The organism is Haladaptatus rarus, assembly GCF_054177585.1.
This window is the reverse complement of record NZ_JBPEHG010000028.1, coordinates 1-17,057: the sequence shown is the minus strand read 5'-3', so window position 1 is coordinate 17,057 and position 17,057 is coordinate 1. Positions and strand designations below refer to the sequence as shown.

Here is a 17,057-nt window from a genome sequence, read left to right as displayed (position 1 = left end):
TTTCGTCCCCACGACGGGCGAAAGCTCCCGAAACCGAGTGCGCCGAGCGCGTCGCGGCGCGACAGCGATGCTCCCCGTCGGTTGGAATCCGTTCCACTCTGTAGTTGACCCTTGCTATTATCACTTATAATTTAAATATAGTTATAGGTATTTGAATGTGAACTCAATGACCGAACTATCCGTGAAAACAAACCTCCGTACGGTGGATACGGTCGGTCGCGATTACAGCCGGATCGTCTCGCCGCGGTCGGCGGCGTCGTGAATCGCGGCGATGGCTCGCATATCGAGGAGTCCGTGGCGGCCGTCGGCGTAGACCGTCTCGCCGGCGAGGAGCTGGTTAGCGAAGTAGTCGAACTCCTCTTCCATTTGGTCGGCCGATTCCGCCGTCGATTCATACGTCTCGTCGTCGGTAGTGACGGTGAGCGTGGTCTCCATGTGGAACGCCGGTTTCAGGGTGAGCTTGCCGTCGGTGCCCACGATGTCGAGGCTGGTGGTGTCGAAGGCGTTCTGGCTCGTGCCGCACGCGGCGTAAGTACCGTCATCGTACCGGACGGCGAACGTCGCCCGCTCGTCGGGCACGTCCGCGAACGCCTCGTGTTCCGAACTCATCATCGACTGGACCGCAACGGGGTCGGTGTCGAGAACGAACCGGGCGGTGTTAAGGGGATAGATGCCGAGATCTATCACGGAGGTGCCGTACCCGGTGAGGTCCGGATCCAGCCGCCACTGACCGGGATCGCCGTTCATCTCCAACAGCGGTTGCGCGTTCATCCCCTGCATCAATCGCGGATCGCCGATACAGCCATCCGCGACGATGCGGCGTGCCAGCCTCACCACGGGTTCGGTGTGCATGCGGTAGGCGACCATGAGCGTCACGTCCGCATCGTCACAGGCGTCGACCATCGCCTCCGCGTCCTCGACGGTCGCCTCCATCGGTTTCTCGCAGAGCACGGCCTTGCCGTGTCGAGCCGCGGCCTCGGCGTACTCCCGATGGCGAGAATTGGGCGTGGCGATGTAGACGGCGTCGTAGGACTCGGTCGCCGCACCGTCCACGAATTCGTCGTAGGTCATCGCCGCTTCGAGCGTATCGACATCGGACGCGACGTGCTCTGCCTTGTCGACGCTTCCGCTAACTGCGACGGTGACGGTACAGAGGTCGGAGTCGGCCACCGCCGGGATGACGAAGTCGGTCGTCCACCAGCCGAGACCTACCAGCGCGAATCGGACGGTTCCGTCGTTCACCGTCTGCCAGTCCCTCGATACGGGGGCGTCAAAGTGTTTCTGCAGGCCCATATCGATTACTTTCGCGCCGACTCCATAACAGTTCATGCTGATCCCGAACGAATACGTGCGTGGACGAGCAGCCGAACCGCCGACCGGTGACGACGCAACACATTTTTCGATTATAACGAAAAAATAGTCACAATCGTGGGTTGAGTAGTTACGCGGACGGTATCGAATTGCCATGACGTACCAAGACAAACTCGACATCGACAGGCGAACGTGGCTGAAAATGACCGGCGGCGCGACATCGGTTCCAGCGCTCTTGAGCGCCGCGAGCGCGCGGAGCGGCGACGGAACCGCGTAGGTGGCGAAACGAATTCGACCGTCTCGACGCGTACCTCAAACGGAACGATCTCGAAGCGGTGTGGTTCGCGGACTCCTACACGTGGAACCCGACGGTGAAAGGCGCCAAGAGCAATGGGACCGTTCTAGTCACCGAGGACGGATTCGACGCGTTCACGTTAGGAACTAGCCGACGCGGACGGTCAAATCGTATGAACACGAGACCGAGATCGAGCGGCCTGACGTGCTCTATCGAGACGGATGATTGCTACCGAATCGCAGGGGATCGCGGACGGATCGCCCGATAGCGGGGAGACGGAACCGGCCTCCTCCCGTCGAAGCCTTCGTTTGCGACGCTGCGTTGGAGAGCGGTACTGACGCCGTACTCTCCAATCTTTTTTGATAATGGCGGAATAACGCCGAGAGAAGACGTTCGCCGTTTCCGGAGACGTCGTTTCCAACCGATATCCCGCGCCCCGTTACAGGCACATAACCGTAACGCGGCCGTCAAAGTGGAAAACCTTCGTTCGAGTATTTCAGGGGTGAGAGCGCCATCGGCCGTCGGACGGACCGTGAATCCATCCGATCATATCGAAAGAAGGGTCGCCCGCGCCTCATCCTTCGGTCGGCACTGTGCCGTGATCGAATCCGTCACGACCACGTGCGATTCGACAATCGAAAGTAGTCGCTGCGCGTGTTTTCGTCCAAACGGTCGAGCGGGTGCGTCGCCGTCGGCGGCCGTGCGGCGATGACATCTGACGAGACGAAAGCAACCGCAGACGGTCGGGGCCGTCGTCTATTCTCCGAAAGTGGTGTGATTTCGAAATCGCGCGTGAGGACGGACAACGTTTCGCGTCGCTTCGCGTGACGGTCAGCGCGTGGACTGGACGTTCTGTTCCGACGTGCGCTCGATGAGATCGCCGCGTTCGTCGAAGAAATTGACGGCGTCGAAATCGAAGTCGAGCGCCAGCCTGTCGCCTTCCGCGCCGACATCGCTCGATTGCGTGAACGTCACCTCGCGACCGTCGAAGTCGCAGATGAGGTAGGTGGTCGATCCGCGCATCTCGACGAGGTCCACCTCGACTGTGAGGTGGCGGTCGTCCGACGCGTCGGCGGAGGGCACGAGGTCGGCGTCTTCCGGACGGGCTGCCATCGAAGCGGCCCCGTTCGGCACGGCACTCGACGCGTCGGGATGCGGCACGCCCTCGATACGGAGGGTCCCGTCGTCGGCCGCCACGTCGAAGAAGTTCATCACCGGGTTGCCGATGAAATCCGCCACGAAGCGGTTGGCTGGCTTGCGGTACACCGTCTCGGGCGTATCGACCTGTTGGAGTCGCCCCTCGTTCATAATGGCGATGCGGTCGGCCAAAACCATCGCCTCCTCCTGATCGTGCGTGACGAACATCGTCGTCACGCCCGTCTGGTCCTGTAGGCGTTTGAGTTCCTTCTGAAGCCCGGTACGGAGTTTTTGGTCGAGCTTCGAGAACGGTTCGTCGAGCAGGAACGCTCGCGGTTCCCGAACTAGCGCGCGGCCGATGGCGACCCGCTGTTGCTGACCGCCGGAGAGTTCGCCCGGCTTTCGGTCGAGAAGCTCCTCGATGTCGAGCATGTGCGCCGTGCGTTCGACGCGGTCCGCGATGGGTCCGGAATCGACTCCGGCGGCGCGGAGCGGCGACGAGATGTTCTTTCGGACGCTCATGTGCGGGTAGAGGGCGACTTCCTGAAACACCATGGCGAAGTCGCGCTCGGCAGGCGCTCGGTCGTTCACCCGCTCGCCGTCCACGACGATGTCCCCGCTGGTGGTGTCTTCGAGTCCGGCGGTCATCCGGAGGGTCGTGCTCTTCCCGCACCCGGACGGGCCTAACAGCACGAGGAACTCCCCGTCGGCGAGCGTGAGCGAGAACTCGTTGACGGCGACTAGGTCTTCGTACTCCTTTCTGAGGTCGTCTAATTCTGTTTGGGTCATGTTGTGTCGTGTCGTTGTTTGATCGGTCGATCGTACTATTCGAGGCTGAATCCGGCCACGAGGCGGTCCTGCGCGATGAACGTCAGCACGAGCAGCGGCGTCATCGCCACCACGGTAGCGGCACCCATCCGTCCCCAGAGGATACCGCGAGTGGTGACGAATCCCGCCAGATAGATGGGCACCGTCTGTGCCTTGCTCGTGGTGGTGAGCACCAGCGCCAGCACGTACTCGTTCCACATCAGGATGGCCGTGAGGATGGCAGCACTGGAGATGCCCGGTGCGGCCAGCGGCAGGACGACTCGCCGCCACGTCTGGATGCGCGACCAGCCGTCCACGCGACTCGCCTCCTCCAGTTCCTCGGGGATGTTCTGGAAGAAGATAAGCAGTATCCACGTCGAGATCGGAATGCCGACCGTGAGGTACGCCACGATGAGCGACTGCCACGTGTCGATCCAGTCGAAGCCGAGGAACAGGGTGTACATGGGGATCGCCACGGCGATGGGCGGTAGAAAGCGCATGCTGAGCGCGAAGAAGCTGACCTGCCCGTCGCCCGGGTCGTACCGGGTGAGCGAGTAGGCGGCCAGTGCACCGACCACGACCGAGACCGATGTACTGACGCCGGTCACGATGACGCTGTTCCGGATGTACGTGAGCATATCGCCGCTGGTGAAGATCTGACGGTAGTGTTCGAGCGTGATCTTCGCCGGGATCAGGCGCGGCGGGTCGGTCCGGGGGTTGACCGCGAGGCCGGTAAAGAGGTCCCACACGATGGGACCCCACACCCAGAACAGCCAGAGCGCCACGAGCGTGTACGTACTGACGCGGACGAATCGGTCCGAGTAGTCGTGAAGGGTCGCGAGTTCCATCTCAGTTCTCCTCCGGACTGATCAACCCTTCCGCGACCGATTTGAACAGCACGAACGCCGTGAGGAACATCAACAGCCAGTAGAGCACGCCCGAGGCGCTGGCGACGCCGAGTTGGAAGAAGCGGAAGCCGTAGTTGTACGTCATCATGGCGATGGTCTCGGTGTAGGCCCCGGGACCGCCCTGCGTGAGCACCTGCACCTTGGGAAACACCTTGAACGCGCGCACAATCCTGAGGAGCAGGACGACCACGATGGCGGTCCGCATCTGAGGGAGCGTGATCCACTTGAACTGCTGCCACGTGCTCATTCCATCCACCTCCGCGGCCTCGTAGTAGACGTCGGGAATGGACTGGAGAGCGGCGGTGAACACCAGCACGAACAGCGGCGTCCACATCCACACGTCGGCGACTATCAGTGCCACCCGCGACCACGGCCGGGAGGCGATCCAATCGATGTTGATCCCCAGCAGGTGGTTCACCATGCCGTAACTCGGGCTGAATAGCATCCGCCACGTCAGCCCCGTGATGATGGGGCTCATTATCATCGGCGGAATGCTGAGCGTCACGAGCAGTTGGCGTCGTTCGATGTGTTTGCTGTAGAGCAGGAGCGACACGCCGAGGCCGAGGAGGAACTCGATGGCGACCGAAACGACGACGAAGATGACGGTGAACCCCGTCGCGTTGAGGAAGCGGGGATCGAAGAGCACCGTGGTGTAGTTGACGAGGCCGACGAACGCCGCGCGCTCCCCGGCCTGCGTAAACTTGAACAGGCTGTCGTAGATCATCTGCACGAACGGGTAGATGGCGACCATTGCCAACAGGACGATCGCTGGCGCGACGAACAGCCACGCGATGAGCCGCTCGTCGTCGCGGTCGCGGCGGAGATCTCCCCACCAGTTCGAGAGTGCGTTCGATGTGCTCATGTCGACGTGATCACTCGCTCATGATGTTCTGCCACTTCTTGTGGAGGTTCTTCATCGTCTGTTCGGCCCCTGGGCCGCCCGAGAGCGACTGGCTGATCTGGACCTGCATCGCGTCGCCCAGCCGCTGGTACTTAGGGTTGCGCGGCCGGAGCGACGGGGTCTGGATCCCCTGATTCTCCTCGGGGTCGTAGTACCGGGCCTGCGGGAACTTCTTCTTTATCTGCTCGGTGTACGAGGACGCTCGGGTGGGCGTCACGCCGTGTTGCTTGTAGGCGTACTTGTCCATCTCTTTCGAGGTGGCCCACTGGGCGAACACGAATGCCGCGTTCTTTCGCTTCTGGTCCGAGAAGGAGTTGATGAGGATGCCCCACCCGCCGAGGTTTGGGTAGCCGCCGGGGGTGAGGGTGACCCGGACGCCGTCCTCCCAGCCGTACTTATCGACGAACTTCTTGGTGGCCGTCCCCCACTGTTCGACGGCCCACGTCTTCCCTGAGAGGAACTGGTCGCGGCTCTGGGTGTAGCCGGTCGAGAGCGGGTTCAATGCCCACTCCTTCTGTTTCAGCATGTGTTCGAGACCCTTGACGGCTCCCTTCTTGTCGAGGCGTGACGTTCCGTCCTCGGTAAGCATGCGCTGATCTCCCGTCTCGGCCGCGAATCGGTTGGGGTAGTAGTAGACGAGGTTCCACCCGCGTTTGCCTTCCAGTCCCATCGGCCACCCCTTGTCGTGCATGAACTTGGCGACGCGATTGAAGTGGGCATAGTTTTCGTACCCCTTCGGGAACGGCGGAAGGATTTCCTCGTCGTGTTTCCGCTTGTACTCCTTCGCGTGCTTTTCGAGAACGTCCTTGCGGACGGTCAGGTCCATGATGTCGCCGTACCACGGGAGCCCGTACTTCGTTCCGTTCCACTGGCCGTACGACTGGGCGAAGATGTCGAGGTGGTCGTCGTACGCGTAGTTCGACGTTCCGAGGTTCGAGTTGTTCAGGTAGTCGCCGAGGGGTTCGACGAATTCGGGGTCCATCAGGGACCCCGTCCAGATAACGTCGGAGATGAACGCGTCGAACGACGCCTGTCGGGAACGAAGCTGATTCTGGAGCTTCGATAGCATCTCGCTCTGGGCGTACGACGTGACTTCAATCGTCACGTCGTGGTCCCGCTCGAACTTCTTGGCGAGATCCTGCCACGCCTCCGTGTAGAGCGAGCTGGTTGCAAACGTTATCTTCGCCCCCTTGTACTCGTTGGTATCGCTACCGCCGCCGTCCCCACCGCCGAGACCGAGGCACCCGGCCAGTCCGGCGACACTGACGGCACCGGCCGTTTTCAAATATGTTCGTCTGCTGTTCGCTGTAGACGCTGGCTTTCCGCCAACCATGATATGAGTTATACTAGCATGCACTAATATTTGTTTCGGGTTTTGGGTGTAACGACAACCGTCAATCGGTCCAATGCTGTCGAACCACCCCTCCGGGACCCGATCGGCCTCGCTGACCGCTTCGATGCCGGTCCATCGGAAGGGGTCGATAGACTCGGCCACCGAATCACGCAAAGCTATGGTGGCACCAACGAGCAACTACACGTGAGACGTCCATCCCACATCTTTCGTGAACAAGGGATTATACCTTCCAGCCGTCGAGGATAACACGGCGGTCGGTATCCTTAACCCTAATACGTGACTGATCTGACGGTAGTCGAATATGGCTGGTAAATTCGAACATTCGTCAATTTCTACTCCAGTTTTATAATAATACTTTAACTAAAACAGAAGCGATAGTTTTTTCACGTATCTAATTAAAACATCATTCTTATTTAAATCACATTATATAAAAGGTAAAGTTTAACTCCAAGTGTTGTGAGTTAGCGCTTGGCAGTGAGCCACAGGACTAGACATATGAGTGATGTAAATCCGACTACGGACGACTACACAGAACACTCGACGCTCGACGTGAAGCGTCGGACGTTCTTGGCGACCAGTAGTATCGCACTCCTTCCCGGATTAAGTGATCGAGGGAAGTCATCATCGACAACTTCGGCGACTCCATCGATGACGCCTGGCAACGTTCCCCTCGACGAGTACATCGAGAACCCTGAGCTGGTCGAAGAGAACCAGGAACCCGGACACGTTCCGACGATCCCGTACACTTCGGTCAAATCGGCACTCAAACAGGATCGAGCGAACAAATCACCGCTCCAACGGTGGCGACAATCCCCGTACTTCGAGTCATTGAATGGCGACTGGAACTTCCACTGGGCACTCAATCCAGCGAACGCACCCGACAATTTTGACGGGGCCGACTCGTGGGACACCATCACGGTTCCTCGAGTCTGGCAGGCCGACGGCTTCGGCCACGCAATGTATCGTAACATCACCCTCGACCTTTACCCGTACGACCCACCGAACGTCCCTGACGATATCAACCCCGTCGGAACGTACCAACGGTCGTTCACGGTGCCGAATAGCTGGGCAGAAGATCGCCGAACGTTCCTCCGCTTCGACGGCGTGAAATCCGCGTACTTCGTGTGGATTAACGGCGAATATGTTGGATTCGATGAAGGGTCGATGACCGCCGCTGAGTTCGACGTAACTGACCACCTCAGCCCTGGCGAGAACGAAATCGGCGTACAGGTCTTCCGATGGTCTGACGGAAGCTACTTGGAAAACCAGGACATGTGGCACTTTGCGGGCATCTTCCGCGACGTCTCCCTGTACTCGACGCCGAACGGTCACCTCCGCGATTACTTCCTCCAACCTAGTCTCGATAACAACTACGAGAATGGGACGTTCCATGTGGATGCCGAAGTCGTAAATTACAGTGACAGCGCGGCAACGTACGAGCTTCGAACCCACCTCTTCGACCCGGATTATCGGCGTGTGAAGTCGACAGCGACCACCGTCGACGTACCGGCTGATGACAGCGCTGGCGTCTCCTTCTCTGTCAACGTCGCCTCGCCGGCGAAATGGTCCGCCGAACACCCGAACTTGTACCACGTCGGGTTTGAACTCCGCAAGTCCGGATCACAGTCAGCCATGGAAGCCCAGCTCACAAAGTTTGGATTCCGTGAGTACGAGATTCTCGACGGCCAGATTCACGTCAACGGTGAACCGGTCGACTTCAAGGGTGTTAATCACCACGAACACCATCCGAAACTCGGCCGTACCATGGCCGAGAAATTGCGACGTGAGGAGTTCGAGCGGCTGAAGCAATTCAACGTCAACGCACTCCGGAACTCACATTACCCACGCGGGCCCGAGTTCTACGAGTTCGCGGACGAATTCGGCTTCTACGTTTGTGACGAAATCAACGCCGAAACCCACCAGAATCCTGAACTCGTCGATGAATATCCAGCGTTTCACGCTCAGTTCATGGACCGATTCACGCGGATGGTTCAGCAGTGGAAGAACCAGGCCAGCATTTTTATGTGGAGCACGGGGAACGAGGCCGGCCTCGGCCCAGCACACTTCGACATGGCTGAGTACGTCAAGGGCAGCGACCTGGACGGCGATGGTGATGTGGGCGCGGGCGTCGACCCAACGAGATTCTTGTACCATCAGGCGAACAACGGCGGTGTCGCCCATTACGCAGATGTCATCGGCCCACGGTACGTCAGCCCGTCCGATCTTGTCGCCATTGCCGAGGACGAAGACGAGCAACGCCCGGCCGTCATGGGCGAGTACAACCACGCGATGGGTAACAGCCTCGGGCTCGTCGAGCGATTCTGGGAGGTCATCGAGGAAAACGATCAGTTGCAGGGTGGTTTCATCTGGGACTGGGTGAATCAGCGACTTGACGAGGATTACACCGTCACGCCCGACGCCACTAAATACGGTAACGATGGCGTCTTCCATGGTGAACCGACGATCGTCGACACGGACGCAGGAGGCCCAGCAGTCGAACTTTCGGGGCTTGACGACTGGATCGAACTCTACCGCGACTCGAGCCTCGACATCACTGACCCCGGTCTAACGCTTGAAGTCGAGGTTCAGCCCCGGCAGCCGTGGACTGGTTCGGAGGCGTTCCTCACGAAGGGAGACAACCAGTACGCGTTGAAGATGAGCAACGAACCGACACTCCAGTTCTTCGTCTACGATCCTGAAGAGGAATGGGTCTCCGTTGAATCGACTGTCCCGGACGATTGGTACGGGAACTGGCATCACGTCGCTGGTGTCCACACCGGAAGCGAGCTGCGGCTCTACGTGGACGGCAAACAGTTAGCATCCACTCCACACGACGGTCGCATCAATCATAACCCACAACCGGTCAACGTCGGCCGAAACGCGGACAAACATCGGGCGAATTGGGACGGTTGGCTCTCAAACGCCCGGTATCGACGGGCGGCAATTCACGACCGCGGCCTCTCGGCAGGCGAACTCCGGTCAAACCGTTCGGAACCCGGTGACGGTACCGTGCTCTGGCTCGACTTCGAGACGTTCGAGACCGACGGTACGTTTCTTTCGTACGGCGTCGACCCATTCTGTTGTAACGGACTTGTCGATGCGGATCGTGTCCCCCAGCCCGAACTCTGGCAGTTGAAGAAAGCCCATCAACCGGTTCGGCTGCGCGGGGGCGACCTCACCGCGGGCCTCGTTGAGGTCACGAACCGCTACAACTTCACGAATCTCTCCGAACTCGACGCGCACTGGAAGCTACGCGAGGGCGGCGACGTACTCCAGCAGGGATCGCTCGATATCACACTCGAACCGAACGACACGACCACAGTCGAAATCCCCTTCGACCGACCGGAATTCGAACCCGGTGCGGACTACTGGCTCGTCGTCAGTTTCCACCTCGCCGAGGATACGTGGTATGCCGACGCCGGCCATGAGGTCGCCTTCGAGCAGTTCGAAGTGCCGTTCGACGTTCCGGCCCCCCCACTAGAACGAGTGTCGGAGATGCCGAACGTCTCGGTGAACGAATGAGATCACAGCAGACGATGAACAAGATACACAGCACACGGAGGAAGTCATGAGCACGACAGACACGATTACGGTCAGTGGATCGGGATTCGAGTACACGTTCGACAGGGCAAAGGGGAGACTCACGTCGATGAAACGCGACGGGGAAGAACTACTCGCGAGCGGTCCCCGGCTCAACGTCTGGCGGACGCCGATCTCGAACGAGAACGTCAATTGGGGATCCGCAGAGGTCGAGGAGTGGCGTGATGCTGGGCTTGACCGTCTCGAACACAGGGTCGAGTCAGTTTCAGTCGAGCCGATCGCCAACCAAGTGACGCGCATTCAGTTTGAGACAACGGTTTCCGCACCTGGAGAGGACGCGTCGTTCGCGACCGACTACCTCTATCACGTGCTCGGAACCGGTGACGTCCTGCTGGGAGTTCGCGCAACACCAAATGACGCCCTGAAGAAGGCGATTTCGAGCTGGGTCGGCCGCGTCGGCATTCAACTCGGGATCCAGCATTCCCTCCGGCAATTCAACTGGTATGGGCGTGGGCCGCAGGAGACATATCCCGACCGGAAGACCGGGTCAAAAGTTGACGTCCACGGTGGCACGGTTGAAGAGCAGTATGTCCCCTATGTCCGCCCACAGGACTACGGGAACAAGACGGACGTCCAGTGGGCAACCCTCACCGGTGGGAGCGGCGGACTCGCCGCGTTCGGGCATCCGAGTCTAAACGTCAGCGCCCATCACGTCTCCCCCGAAAACCTCGACCGGGCGCTGTTCAATTACCAGATCGAGGATGGGGACGCCGTGACGCTCAATCTCGACCACAGCGTCACCGGCGTGGGCGGAACGCCGGTCCAGACGCTCCCCGAATACCGAGTCGTTCCGGATGGCCCGTTCTCGTTCGTGGTTGGCCTCCGTCCAGTAACTGACGAGGAATCACCGATGGCGCTCTCGCGTCGCAATCTACCGTACGCGTTCGCAAGTGCGGACATGTTCGGCAATCTCACGGTTGACTTTAAAGCAGACACCGGGAAGCTTGATGTGAGTGCAGTCGTTCGGAATACAGCTAGTGAATCAGCGGAAATCGACGTTCCGCTGAAAATCAATGGCAAGGTAGTCGCGAAGGAGACGGTTTCACTGCAACCCGGCACGAAAACCCATGTCTCCTTTGAGCGGAGCGTTAGGGATGCCGGAATCTTCGAGGTGACCGTGGACAACCTCCCGCCGCGTTTGCTGACAGTGCCACATATTTCGCTAGAGGGTGAGTGGTTGTTCCATCGCGGTGATGATTCGTCGTGGAAAGCAGGGAGTCTCGACGATAGCGGGTGGGAGACGGTCACGCTGCCCGCCAACTGGGAAGATCACTCTGGCTTCACCGAGAATCAGGTGTATGGGTGGTACCGTAAGCACTTCACTGTGCCGGAGGAGTGGGAAGGGCACACCCTCGAAATCCCGGTCGGAAAGATCGACGACGTTGACGAGACGTTCCTCAATGGGACAAAAATCGGGCAGACCGGAACGTTCCCCGAGAACGGCTACGAGACCGCTTGGTCGCAGTCCCGGCGCTACACGGTCCAGCCGGAGAATATCAACTTCGGCAGCGAGAACGTCCTTGCAATTCGTGTCTACGACGGCGGCGGTGGTGGTGGTCTCTACAGTGGTTCGCTCGGCCCAATAACCGCAACGGACTGAAAATAGAGGAAGTAACGTCACAAGTATATTATTTCCGTCTTTTATAATCGCTGTCTCGAAGAACATCACCAACAAGCAACCCTGCTCTAGACGGCTACTCAACCTTGATGCGGTGAGCTTGTGGGGAGAAAGACCAGGTCGATACCGAGTTGATGCGCACGCTTTCGCGTGTGTTTACAGATATGAGATCCGTACTTATCCAAGACGAGCAGAATCCGGCGTCGCGGATTCTGCTCGCGGACCTTCTCTAAAACCTCGCAAATCCGTTCTTTCTTTTCAGTTTCTTTGAACGTAACGAGACTCTCGCCGTTAAGCGCATAGAACCCGACAGCTGAATCGTCCGTCTTGACGAGTGGTCGTTCGATATGAGGATCGTCAACGTACCAGACCCGGCGTGAATTATCGTTTGGCTGTGGCTTTGACGCATCGAAGAAGCCGAGGACGGTTCCACCGTCGGTGCAAACATTATCGTCAACAACCCATCCATCGCCATCTTCATTCTCGCGTTTGTTGTGTGGCTGATCGTCCTCGTCGAGCGCGTCGTCGACGCGCTCTTCGAGGATGTCATCTGGATTCTCTGGCTGATGAGGGCGCTTTGGCCGTGGTTTCGCGTACGAAAGACCAAGATTTCGAAGGAATGTCCCGAGATAATTCCGGCTATACTCGACGCCGAATTCTTCCGTGAGAAGATACTGAATCTCCTGTGATTTCCAAGGCTGACCGTCACGAAGCATCTCGATCAGCTCTTCTTGTTCGTCTTTGTCGAGTTTCGGGGGCCGACCGCCCCCGAAACTCGGCATGAGTTCTTCGAGCCCACCTTCATTCCAGGCTTCTACCCAACGATCACCGGAGGCCGCCGACCTGCCTTCTCGGTCGGCGGCCTCCGGAATCGAGTCACCCTGATAGATGTTTTTCAGGAACCCAAGACGCCGAAGTCGATGATCATCTTCAGCCTCACGCAGCAATTCGTCGATCTCCTCCTCAGACAAGTGATGCTTGATCTCCTTGCGACGTGAACGCTCCATGAACGGCAATCAGTCTTAACTCACAAAAGTTTTCGTACTCATTAAAGGGCGTGGTATTCAGCATGGACTCCCGCTCTAACTGTTCAAAGCAGTAGGCGAATACTCGCCGTTCACGTTCATCATCCCGCTGTTCAAGCGCACGCCTACGTGTGCGCCTCCGAGACCAGCAAAAGTCTGGTCGCGGAGATACTTCAAGCCAATATTCTTCGCCGCGTTGTAATCCGCGTGTACATCGTATCCGCACTTTAGACACTCGAACTCGTCTTGTCCGTTGTTGTGCGGACGATTATCTTCGTGGGTAAACCCACATTTCGAGCAACGTTGACTCGTGTACGCCGGGTTAATCTGCTTCACGACTAGTCCCTCTGACTCGGCCTTGCACGTGACGCACTCAAACAAACGGTGAAAAGCCCACTTGCGAACTGCCTTCGCGTGCGGTAGGCGCTCGCGGATGCCTTTGAGTTGCTCGAATACGATGTGAGTACAGTCGTTTTCGAGGGCTTCCTCAACGAGTTCGTTCGAGATAGTGTGAAGCATCTGCTCGAAGCGTCCAGTCTGTTTTCGGCCCACTCGCTGAACGTTCTCGTGTGCCCAGTGAATTCCAGTCTGTTGCAGGTTTCCACGACGCTTCTCGTACTCGCAGTGCCAATGAAGGAGAATCGGAAGCGGCGAAGCAAGCTGAGGAAGCGGCTGTTCGGGCCGTCAGCGAGGACTACTTCTCTGCGTCGTCGAACGGGGGACGCCCGTCGTCGGTCGTCGCCGGCGCGCCGACAACCAGCCAGGTATGTTCGTCCTCGGTGTCGTTGAGCACCTGTCTGGGTGTCTCGGGCGGGATGCGGACCGTCGTCCCTGTTGGAACGTCGTGAATCTCCTCGTCGGCGCCGATCTTGATGCGGCCCGGTCCGTTGAGGACGTAGTAGAATTCCTCCTGTTCGGTCTGGCGATGGAAGCTCATCGCGTCGCCGGGCGAGAGATACCACACCTTCGGTCGCATCTTCGTACACCCGAGTCCCTCAACGAGGTCGACGTGCATTGTTCCCGACCCCGTTGACGGTTCGGGTTCGACGTCGTTCACATGTACCATTCGATAGTCGTCTGACATACAGGAACACGTCGGTCCGGAGGTCCAATAAAACCGACTGTCCGCTGAACCCTGTGAAAGTGGTCCATCGACGTCGCGTTCGATTCGCGCCGAGCGCTATTCGTCGGTGACGTCTTTCCCGGCTATCATCTGGAGCACCTGCATCACGCCAGAGTTGTCGTCCTCGCCCATGTCGTTTTGAAGCATCGTCTTGTACAGTTCGTGGGCGAGTCCGGTCTGCGGCATGGGCGCGCCGAACGCCTCGCCGGCGTCAGTGGCAATCTTCAGATCCTTATACTGATACTTCGCGAAGAATCCTGGTTCGAAGACGTCCTGAATCATGTTCGGGGCGCGGTTATCGAGCGTCCAGCATCCGGCCGCGCCGCCGCTGATGGCGTCCACGACCGCCTCCAAATCGGCGCCAGCCCGCTCCGCGAACACCAGCGCCTCGCTCACGCCCACCATCTGGGCGGCGACGACGATTTGGTTCGCGGCTTTCGTCGTCTGGCCGGCGCCGCTCGGCCCGCAGTGAGTGACGGTCTCGCCCATGACGTCCAAGACGGCGCTGTACTCGTTTAATGTGTCCTCGTCGCCGCCGACCATGATCGAGAGCGTGCCTTCGATGGCACCCTTCTCGCCGCCCGAAATGGGCGCGTCGAGCATGGTCACGCCGCGTTCCTTAAGATCCGCAGCGATGGACTGGGTGACCGTCGGCGAGATCGTCGAGTGGTCGATGAGTGTCATGCCCTCGCTCACCCCGTCGACGACCGGGTCGTCCTCGTCCTCGTTACCCAGAACGACCTGTTCGACGTCGGGCGAATCGGGCAGACAGAGTAGGACGACGTCGCTCGCCTCGGCGACGCCAGCAGGCGAGCCGCCGTCCGTCCCGCCGTATTCGGCGAGTTCCTCCGTCGGCCCGTCCGAGCGGTTGTGGCCGACAACGGAGTACCCAGCGTCGAGCAGGTTCTTCGACATCGGTAGTCCCATAATTCCGAGTCCGATAAAGCCGATCGTCTCGTCTGGCATACTACATGGGCCAAATACCCCAAAACGTAATACCTTTACTCATGAAATATTTCACCTCTGGGCACTGTCTAGTCAACGATTTTTTACCTCCTCGACAGGCGTGCGGTTTTCAAGGCCCTGATTCGGTCGCTGGAAATTATAGTAGTAAACGAAGGCGGCGAGCCGTCGTCGGTTGGAACACCGCGCCGGGATGCACGATCCGAACACGAACACGGTGCAGCGGTCAATGAAAATGCTGGCGCGTCACGCGCGACACGACGGTAGCGTGAGTGGGTCAGGCGAGTGGGACAACCACGATAACCTCGTTCGGTTCGAACCCGGCGAGCGGGGCGGACAGGCTGCCCGCTTGGTTGCTGACGCGGAGGAGTTCCGTGAATTCGCTGCCGAACAGTCACGGGCTGTACTCGAACAGGGAGGTGACGAGTAGCGATAATTACACTGTCGTAATTATCCTCCGAACGCGGGGCGTAATTTTGCCCCGAAGTGGTTCCGGAGTACTCCTCCACAGATGACAAGGGGGCGCAAATTGCGCCCCCCTTCGATGCGGAACGAACGGTCGGCTACTGTGGGGTGTAATTACTCTCACTTTTCTCACAACGCTCGTGAGGTAGAAAAAAGAGTGAGAACAGGTCTGGCGTGATTACGGTTCACTTTCGGGCGTTAATTACGACAGTGTAATCTTGGCCGGGATGTGTATTGGTGATCCAGTTTAGCAGGGGAATTCGAAAGAGCAAGATTCGCCTTCAGGGCTCGGGAATTGACGATGAATACCCTGCAAAGAAATCCCATGATGAGGCATTCGTTGCTGCCGTCTAAAAGCAAATCAATCACTGATCTTATTTGGTCAATCTGCATTTCCTTCTGATCGACCAAACATCCACGACTTTGCACGTGTGAGTAGCGACGTCTCCTTACTATCTTCGACCGCCGGGACCGGATCGGCTTCGAGTTGTCGCGTCAGTCGGTCGTTTTCTTCGTGCAATCGCTCAATTTCGCCTTCAAGCCGGGATAGAGCCTCTCTCAGGAAAGCGGATTCAGCATCTGAATCCAGTGTTGAATGCGTTGAATCACGATTGCGGGTGATTTGACGGACGTATTCACTTCTGGATTCATCTCGTTTCTTCGCTTCCTTCTCCAACTCCTCTATTTCGTCTTTCTCAAGCCGGACGGTCATGTTCTTCATTGAGTTGGTCTGTGAATACGTTCGGATTCATATAGGATTCAGTCAGACGCGCGTGCGACGTATTTCGAGTGGAATCCGTAGTTAGTATACTAACCCACACGGCGCGCATTGATTGTCCTCGCTCACAGGAGTTGGGATGGCTCTCTCAATGCATTCACTCACGGTGGGGGGCTCAAACTCCGTGGGGGTATCTCGAGGGAGATGCTGCTGGGATGCTACCGTAGATGTTCCGAATGACCGTCGAACAGTGAGGTGAGCCGTATCAATAGTACAAGCACGATGGCCAGTCCAAGCATGGGATACTCAACTCTGACGAGCGTCCATTTCACCGTTTCAGAGACGTTCATAAGGTTGATCAGGACGGTCGCGTAGTCTTCGGGATTTGTGTAGATCAGGATAACCCAGAGGTTCTCCAGGGAATCGAAGAGTCGAGAGGAGATCGTCAGGATCATTCCGATCTTCGGTATCAGTACCAGCCTGTCGTGGCTGTCCAGCGTGTTCAGGATGATCGAATGAAGTGAGAAAAACAGGAAGAACCCAGCCAGAATAAAGATATAATCGAGGACCGACAGGAGCATAACGTGATCCATGACTGGCTCCAGAGCCTGCAGTATCGTGTCCACTTCCGCCCGGTTCGTCGCGTCTTGCAAATCCGAGGTGGAATAGCCGGACATCTCTATCTGGCGTGTCACCGGGACGAACCCCAGAACGGCACTGTCTAGTTTAGCTCCTCCTCGATAGGCGTTCGGTTGGTGAGCGATTGATGCGGTCGTTGGTGGTTATAGTAATGTACAAATTGTTCAAGCCACCGCTGGACGCTCGGCCGACT

General features: G+C 58.3%; 14 protein-coding genes and 2 pseudogenes. 4 read left to right on the top strand and 12 right to left on the bottom strand.

What is annotated here, in order from left to right; genetic code table 11:
* Positions 1–222: 222 nt before the first annotated feature.
* Positions 223–1,293, bottom strand: a complete 1,071-nt coding sequence (gfo6, locus tag ACR3FE_RS26695; protein WP_458210895.1) for a D-xylose 1-dehydrogenase Gfo6 — start codon at positions 1,291–1,293, stop codon at positions 223–225.
* Positions 1,294–1,465: 172 nt separating this feature from the next.
* On the opposite strand from gfo6, the gene ACR3FE_RS26690 reads away from it, so the two are divergent.
* A complete protein-coding gene (locus tag ACR3FE_RS26690; RefSeq protein WP_458210894.1) occupies positions 1,466–1,588 on the top strand; it encodes a hypothetical protein in 123 nt (40 codons plus the stop codon).
* 849 nt (positions 1,589–2,437) lie between these two features.
* Here ACR3FE_RS26690 and ACR3FE_RS26685 read toward each other — a convergent pair.
* Genes ACR3FE_RS26685 through ACR3FE_RS26670 form a run of 4 tightly spaced genes read right to left on the bottom strand, consistent with a single transcriptional unit; the run spans position 2,438 to position 6,644 of the window.
* On the bottom strand, positions 2,438–3,532 hold the full coding sequence (locus ACR3FE_RS26685; protein ID WP_458210893.1) for an ABC transporter ATP-binding protein: 1,095 nt from the start codon (positions 3,530–3,532) through the stop codon (positions 2,438–2,440).
* A gap of 35 nt (positions 3,533–3,567) precedes the next feature.
* A complete protein-coding gene (locus tag ACR3FE_RS26680; protein WP_458210892.1) occupies positions 3,568–4,398 on the bottom strand; it encodes a carbohydrate ABC transporter permease in 831 nt (276 codons plus the stop codon).
* Position 4,399: 1 nt separating this feature from the next.
* Positions 4,400–5,320: a carbohydrate ABC transporter permease gene (locus tag ACR3FE_RS26675; RefSeq protein ID WP_458210891.1), complete on the bottom strand. Its 921-nt coding sequence runs from the start codon at positions 5,318–5,320 to the stop codon at positions 4,400–4,402.
* A gap of 10 nt (positions 5,321–5,330) precedes the next feature.
* Positions 5,331–6,644, bottom strand: coding sequence for an extracellular solute-binding protein (locus ACR3FE_RS26670; RefSeq protein WP_458210890.1), 1,314 nt, complete (start codon positions 6,642–6,644; stop codon positions 5,331–5,333).
* Between the two features lie 564 nt (positions 6,645–7,208).
* Between ACR3FE_RS26670 and ACR3FE_RS26665 the strand changes: the two genes are divergently transcribed.
* Together ACR3FE_RS26665 and ACR3FE_RS26660 are read left to right on the top strand one after the other, a co-directional pair.
* Positions 7,209–10,235 (top strand): glycoside hydrolase family 2 TIM barrel-domain containing protein, encoded by a 3,027-nt coding sequence (locus tag ACR3FE_RS26665; protein ID WP_458210889.1) that lies wholly within the window; start codon positions 7,209–7,211, stop codon positions 10,233–10,235.
* Between the two features lie 46 nt (positions 10,236–10,281).
* Positions 10,282–11,913, top strand: coding sequence for a beta-galactosidase small subunit-related protein (locus tag ACR3FE_RS26660; protein ID WP_458210888.1), 1,632 nt, complete (start codon positions 10,282–10,284; stop codon positions 11,911–11,913).
* 107 nt (positions 11,914–12,020) lie between these two features.
* On the opposite strand, the pseudogene ACR3FE_RS26655 reads toward ACR3FE_RS26660, so the two are convergent.
* The 4 genes and pseudogenes from ACR3FE_RS26655 to ACR3FE_RS26640 form a co-directional block, all read right to left on the bottom strand.
* Positions 12,021–12,938 (bottom strand): annotated as a pseudogene (locus ACR3FE_RS26655) (IS630 family transposase); the annotation flags it as partial.
* 75 nt (positions 12,939–13,013) lie between these two features.
* Positions 13,014–13,595, bottom strand: a pseudogene (locus ACR3FE_RS26650) (RNA-guided endonuclease InsQ/TnpB family protein); the annotation flags it as partial.
* Between the two features lie 55 nt (positions 13,596–13,650).
* On the bottom strand, positions 13,651–14,040 hold the full coding sequence (locus ACR3FE_RS26645) for a cupin domain-containing protein (protein WP_458210887.1): 390 nt from the start codon (positions 14,038–14,040) through the stop codon (positions 13,651–13,653).
* Between the two features lie 96 nt (positions 14,041–14,136).
* A complete protein-coding gene (locus ACR3FE_RS26640; RefSeq protein WP_458210886.1) occupies positions 14,137–15,045 on the bottom strand; it encodes an NAD(P)-dependent oxidoreductase in 909 nt (302 codons plus the stop codon).
* Positions 15,046–15,217: 172 nt separating this feature from the next.
* Here ACR3FE_RS26640 and ACR3FE_RS26635 point away from each other — a divergent pair, with 172 nt between their 5' ends.
* Positions 15,218–15,472 carry a hypothetical protein gene (locus ACR3FE_RS26635; protein WP_458210885.1) on the top strand — a complete coding sequence of 85 codons (255 nt, stop codon included), beginning with the start codon at positions 15,218–15,220 and terminating at the stop codon, positions 15,470–15,472.
* Positions 15,473–15,889: 417 nt separating this feature from the next.
* On the opposite strand, the gene ACR3FE_RS26630 is transcribed toward ACR3FE_RS26635, so the two are convergent.
* From ACR3FE_RS26630 to ACR3FE_RS26620, 3 genes are all read right to left on the bottom strand, one after another.
* Positions 15,890–16,228: a ribbon-helix-helix domain-containing protein gene (locus ACR3FE_RS26630; RefSeq protein WP_458210884.1), complete on the bottom strand. Its 339-nt coding sequence runs from the start codon at positions 16,226–16,228 to the stop codon at positions 15,890–15,892.
* A 215-nt stretch (positions 16,229–16,443) separates the two neighbouring features.
* Positions 16,444–16,920 carry a hypothetical protein gene (locus ACR3FE_RS26625; RefSeq protein ID WP_458210883.1) on the bottom strand — a complete coding sequence of 159 codons (477 nt, stop codon included), beginning with the start codon at positions 16,918–16,920 and terminating at the stop codon, positions 16,444–16,446.
* Positions 16,921–16,946: 26 nt separating this feature from the next.
* A partial coding sequence (locus ACR3FE_RS26620; RefSeq protein WP_458208193.1) for an integrase core domain-containing protein occupies positions 16,947–17,057 on the bottom strand: 111 nt, incomplete at its 5' end.

Excerpts from the sequence above, each read along its gene's own strand:
- gfo6 (WP_458210895.1), bottom strand. The coding sequence starts at position 1,293 with ATGGGCCTGCAGAAACACTTTGACGCCCCCGTATCGAGGGACTGGCAG.
- ACR3FE_RS26690 (WP_458210894.1), top strand. The coding sequence starts at position 1,466 with ATGACGTACCAAGACAAACTCGACATCGACAGGCGAACGTGGCTGAAA.
- ACR3FE_RS26685 (WP_458210893.1), bottom strand. The coding sequence starts at position 3,532 with ATGACCCAAACAGAATTAGACGACCTCAGAAAGGAGTACGAAGACCTA.
- ACR3FE_RS26680 (WP_458210892.1), bottom strand. The coding sequence starts at position 4,398 with ATGGAACTCGCGACCCTTCACGACTACTCGGACCGATTCGTCCGCGTC.
- ACR3FE_RS26675 (WP_458210891.1), bottom strand. The coding sequence starts at position 5,320 with ATGAGCACATCGAACGCACTCTCGAACTGGTGGGGAGATCTCCGCCGC.
- ACR3FE_RS26665 (WP_458210889.1), top strand. The coding sequence starts at position 7,209 with ATGAGTGATGTAAATCCGACTACGGACGACTACACAGAACACTCGACG.
- ACR3FE_RS26660 (WP_458210888.1), top strand. The coding sequence starts at position 10,282 with ATGAGCACGACAGACACGATTACGGTCAGTGGATCGGGATTCGAGTAC.
- ACR3FE_RS26645 (WP_458210887.1), bottom strand. The coding sequence starts at position 14,040 with ATGTCAGACGACTATCGAATGGTACATGTGAACGACGTCGAACCCGAA.
- ACR3FE_RS26640 (WP_458210886.1), bottom strand. The coding sequence starts at position 15,045 with ATGCCAGACGAGACGATCGGCTTTATCGGACTCGGAATTATGGGACTA.
- ACR3FE_RS26630 (WP_458210884.1), bottom strand. The coding sequence starts at position 16,228 with ATGAAGAACATGACCGTCCGGCTTGAGAAAGACGAAATAGAGGAGTTG.